The organism is Snuella lapsa (genome assembly GCF_039539345.1).
GTDB classification, from domain to species: domain Bacteria; phylum Bacteroidota; class Bacteroidia; order Flavobacteriales; family Flavobacteriaceae; genus Snuella; species Snuella lapsa.
Genome location: NZ_BAABCY010000089.1, coordinates 1 through 4,982 on the forward strand (window position 1 = coordinate 1; position 4,982 = coordinate 4,982).

The 4,982-nt window shown below is 35.8% G+C and carries 3 protein-coding genes; 1 reads left to right on the forward strand and 2 read right to left on the reverse strand.

What is annotated here, in order from left to right; all coding sequences use genetic code 11:
* Positions 1-81: 81 nt before the first annotated feature.
* Entirely contained in the window at positions 82-1,452 is a 1,371-nt protein-coding gene (locus tag ABD792_RS16790; RefSeq protein ID WP_345007528.1) for a pyridoxal phosphate-dependent decarboxylase family protein, read from the reverse strand.
* A gap of 7 nt (positions 1,453-1,459) precedes the next feature.
* Entirely contained in the window at positions 1,460-3,064 is a 1,605-nt protein-coding gene (bshC, locus tag ABD792_RS16795; RefSeq protein WP_345007529.1) for a bacillithiol biosynthesis cysteine-adding enzyme BshC, read from the reverse strand.
* Between the two features lie 252 nt (positions 3,065-3,316).
* Here bshC and ABD792_RS16800 point away from each other — a divergent pair, with 252 nt between their 5' ends.
* Positions 3,317-4,579, forward strand: a complete 1,263-nt coding sequence (locus ABD792_RS16800; RefSeq protein ID WP_345007530.1) for a carboxypeptidase-like regulatory domain-containing protein — start codon at positions 3,317-3,319, stop codon at positions 4,577-4,579.
* Positions 4,580-4,982 lie beyond the last annotated feature (403 nt).

Consider the following 4,982-nt stretch of genomic DNA (forward strand, 5'->3'; position numbering starts at 1 on the left):
TAAAGAAAACTTAGACTTGGGAAAGATAATTATTATCTAAATCAATTCCCTAATTTTTTAAATGAAATTGCTCTGGTTTTTTTATACCATGGAATCCAAAATCAACTCTATATCCTTTTGAGTGGTATCTGGATTAATAAAACAAAAACGGGATACGGTTTCAAAACCTGTTTTGGTCTTCCACTTCGTTGGTGTTACCAAAGCAAAACCTTTTCCATGATTTTTATAGGTCCAATGTGTATAATCTTCGGGCTTCCATCCAATCCTCCTATACAACACACAAGACAAGCTAGGTTCTCTAACCAACTCCACATAAGAACGCTCTTCAATAAGTTTTCCGGCTATTTGTGCCAGTTCAATACCACGCTCTACTGCTTCTTTGTACCTATCGGTTCCATGTGTTGCCAGCGAAAACCACAAAGGTAAGCCCCTAACACGACGGGTTAATTGTATTTGGTAATCGGTAGGATTAAAACCATGTGCGCCTTCATCCTTAAAAATTTCCAAATAGGAACCCTCTTGGGAATGCGCCTCTTTTGCCAGCTCTGGATTTTTATAAATAATAGCACCACAATCGTAAGGCGAAAACATCCATTTGTGCGGATCGATAGTAATACTATCTGCACGTTCTATACCATTAAATAAATGTCTTACCGAATCGGCCGCCAAAGCGCCACCTCCATAGGCTGCGTCGACATGCATCCATAGTTTGTGTGATTCACAAACATCGGCTATACCGGACAAGTCATCAATAATCCCTGCATTGGTTGTTCCTCCTGTTGCTACAACCGCAAAAAGCCGTTTCCTTTGCTGGTCGGTTAGACCGTCAATAGCTTTTTGAAGTGCTCCTGCCGATAGTTTTTCTTCAGAATCCACTAATAGGATATCGACATCGGCTACTTTAGCCATCGCTTTAATAGACGAATGCGCTCCAATTGAAGTTATTATTAACCCCTTCTCTCCTTTAAATGTATCGTCACGTCTCCAGTATTCCCGTGCAGTTACTATACCAGATAGGTTAGCTGCCGTACCGCCACTGGTAAATACACCAAAAGCGCCTTCTGGAAGTCCTGTTAAGGAAACAATCCACTTCATAGCTTCATTTTCACAAAAAATACCTCCGGCACCTTCCATCCAATAGGCCCCATGAATACTGGATGCCGATGTAATTAAATCGAACATAATTGCGGCACGCGTGGGAGATGCAGGAACAAAAGCTAAATTTCTAGGGTGGTCTACCGGCACATTTGCTTTAGACAAATGCTCTTTCCAAAGGTCAAAAGCATATTCGCCCCCAACGCCCTTTGGTGTAATGGTGTCACCAACCAAGGCTTTTAATTCTTCATATTTTTTTGGCTTCCCTATTGGGTGTTCAATTTCTGAAACTCTTCCAATTACATATTTCATGACATCTAAGGTCATTTCAATTAGATCGATATCTATCTTATGCATGCTTGTACTATAAATTTAGTATTGTAAATGTTCCTTGTAAAGGATCTAATTCTTTTATTAAATGTGGTATTAATTGTGAACTATATTCTAAATAAAACTCCGAGAAATTAGTATTGCGTTCCTGAAGGCTTTGGTTTGGAAATAACTGATTTTGAAGATCGGTCATTCTGATTACTTGATCGGACAAGGCTCGTTTTTGGGCAGCAAGCAACCGTTTTTCCAGTTTTTCCAGACCTTTTAATTGTTTCACCTCCTGGGCTTTTACAGCCCCTACAAAGGATTTATCGGTTTGCTTAGCTAATGCATATAGGTTTTCGAACTGTTGGGACAAATGTACTTTTTGCAATGAAAAATCTATGTCTATATTCGATATTTCCCTTACCTTCTTGTTTATAAAGGCATCTCGTTTTAAAAAGATATCCTTATTGGACACATTAAGTTTTTCCAACTTTTCTGCCTGTTTTTTGGTCTTAATTAGCACTGAATTTCGCAACAGAAGTATCGGAAACGTTACACCTACTTCATTAAAAAATTGCTTTAACTGAAACCAATAAGCCAATTCTCCGCCTCCTCCGATATAACATAGGTTGGGCAATATCACTTCTTGATATAGTGGACGCATAACCACATTGGGAGAAAAACGCTCTGGATGCTTGGAAAGCTCACTTAGCAATTCGTCTTCCTTCCACACAATATGGGTATTTAAAACCTTATAACTACCTGATTCAAACACAATACGTTCTCGCAATCCTTGTTTTAAGTAAAATAAATTAATCTCACGTGGCGTTACTTGGATATTATATAACTTCTCTTCTATGTCGTTAATACGTTTGTTTGTTGCCGTAACTGAATGGTAAGATGTTTTATTTAACAATTCATCCTTCATAAATGGCTCAAACATTTTTTTTAAATCGGGATGATTGGCATCAATAATCACCAAACCATATTCCTTAAATAGCTCATTGGCAATATAACGCGTTGCCTCACTCAAATTATCATGTTGCAAATAGGCTGATTGAAACAGTGTTTTTAAATATTCGGCATTTTCACCGCCTCCCAATTCGCCCGAAAACAATTCAAACACCTGTTCCAAGCCTTCTGTCGACAATTCTCCTACGGCACCTCCAGAAGTTTGGTTCCACTGGATTTTTTTTCCTTTAAAATTGAAATAGTTTATCTCATCAAAATCATGGTCTTCGGTAGCCATCCAATATACTGGCACAAAATTGTAATCTGGATACCTCTCTTTAAGTTTTCTTGAAAGCTTAATGGTTGATACAATTTTATACAAAAAATACATAGGTCCTGTAAACAAATTAAGTTGATGCCCCGTAGTGACCGTAAACGTTTTGTCGCTTAACAGGCTCTCTATATTATTAAGTGTATTTAACGAAGCGCCCACTCCTTCATATTGCTTCTTTAAAACAGCAACCAATGATGCCCTATGCTGTCCCTGATATTCATTATATTTTTCATCAATTTGGTTCTTAAAATGCTCTAGCTTGGGGAATCGGTGATAAAACTGCTGTAATTCTGGTTGTTCTTCAAGATAATCGCAAATAAGGGATGAAAAATATCCCGTTTCCTTAAATGAAATACAGTCAGTTGGCATAATATCTATATGAAATTTAAAAGAGCAAAGATACAGTTATTCCATTTCGAAATTCTAAAAAATACGTTAAGAGTTAACAGAGCAAGGTTCTAATTAAATATATGAATAACGGACGCCCTCCTTGCTCCAACAACAACACAAGTATCTTATTGACAACACCTTAATCATAAATTTAACTTAAACACCTCTTTCTTTTGCACCAAATTTTGTAACTTATAAGCACGAATTCTCATTTTAAACACTTTAGGAGTCATGAAAAATAAATTTCTTATATTATTTACCACGTGCTGCCTGATTTTTACCTGCAATATATCTAATATTTATGCACAAGCCGTTACATCCTTTAAGGAACTTAAAGGCAAAATAATTGACAGCAACACCAATGAACCTTTAATATTTGCCGACCTCGTTATTAACAACACAAATATTAGCACCATATCTAATTCTGATGGTGAATTTATTTTAAAAGTACCCATATCCTTTTTAGACGGACATTTAACCATTTCGCGATTAGGTTATCACAAAAAAGAGTTAAAGATATCTACCATTGGCAACAATGAAAAAATTGATTTAGAGCCAACACCAACGCAGTTAGACGTGATACAAATCACCTTACCCAAAGATGCTAAATCCTTGTTTTTAGCTGCCTTAAAAAACAAGAGCTCCCTTTACAACAATTCCAATACGGAAATGACTGCCTTTTACCGGGAGACCATTAAAAAAAGGCGCAAAAATGCCTCACTGTCGGAAGCTGTGGTACAGATACAAAAACAACCTTATAACAGTTTTAAAAAAGACGCTATAAACCTAATCAAAGCAAGAAAAAACACGAATTATTCAAGATTAGATACTATCGCATTAAAATTACAAGGTGGACCTTTTTGCAATTTATACACAGATATTATGAAATATCCTGAATTTATATTTACTGATGAAGACATTGAACTTTACGATTTTAGTTTCTCACCTTCAACACAAATAGACAAAAACCTTGTGTATGTGGTGAATTTCAAACAAAAACCACATGTTATGACACCCCTATACTATGGGAAACTTTATATAGATGCCAAGAACCTTGCTTTAACCAGTGCCGTTTATAGTTTAAATGTTGAAAACAAAGCACTATCCAGCCAAATGTTTGTTCGCAAAAAACCCAGAAGGGTGGACGTATATCCTACCGAAGCCAATTACAGGGTGAACTACAGAACACAAAATGGCAAATGGCATTATGCTTACAGTAATATTCTATTAACATTTAAAGTAAACTGGAAAGGCAAACTCTTTAACAGTGTTTATACCTTAAACAGTGAAATGGCCATAACCGATTGGAAAATTAGTGATTCTAAATTCGTTAAAAACATTAAGAGCAATAGGTTACAACCTACAACAATATTAATTGACCAAGTTTCTGGCTTCTCTGACCCTCAATTTTGGGGCGAGTACAACATTATTGAACCTGAAAAATCCATCGAATCGGCCATAAAAAAGATACAACGACAATTAAAACGAACCTAAAATAACGCAAATAGCCTACTATCCATATTGTTGCTTCGCGTAAAATTCTGAAAGAACTTTGTATAGACAAAATTCTTTTGGACAGAAACTTTATTTACCTGCAACATAAGGATAATCAAAAGAGATTGCTTTTAAACGGACACAAATCCTCTATCTATTTTTGCATTGTGAAATGATTATTCTTTGTTTTAGCTCCCAAACGCTCATTAGAATCAATCTAATTATTCACGTTAATTTAACACCTTAACATTAGGTTTAAAATAATTTAATCTAATCGCTTTATTCCGTTAACGAAAAGCGAAATTTTCATATCTAAGTTTGCCTTATAATTTTATTGAATATCCGTTTTTCGTCATAATCCTGTGATATTAGCAATAACCAACCTATCGAAGAGTTTGTCCTC

Excerpts from the sequence above, each read along its gene's own strand:
- ABD792_RS16790 (WP_345007528.1), bottom strand. The coding sequence starts at position 1,452 with ATGCATAAGATAGATATCGATCTAATTGAAATGACCTTAGATGTCATG.
- bshC (WP_345007529.1), bottom strand. The coding sequence starts at position 3,064 with ATGCCAACTGACTGTATTTCATTTAAGGAAACGGGATATTTTTCATCC.
- ABD792_RS16800 (WP_345007530.1), top strand. The coding sequence starts at position 3,317 with ATGAAAAATAAATTTCTTATATTATTTACCACGTGCTGCCTGATTTTT.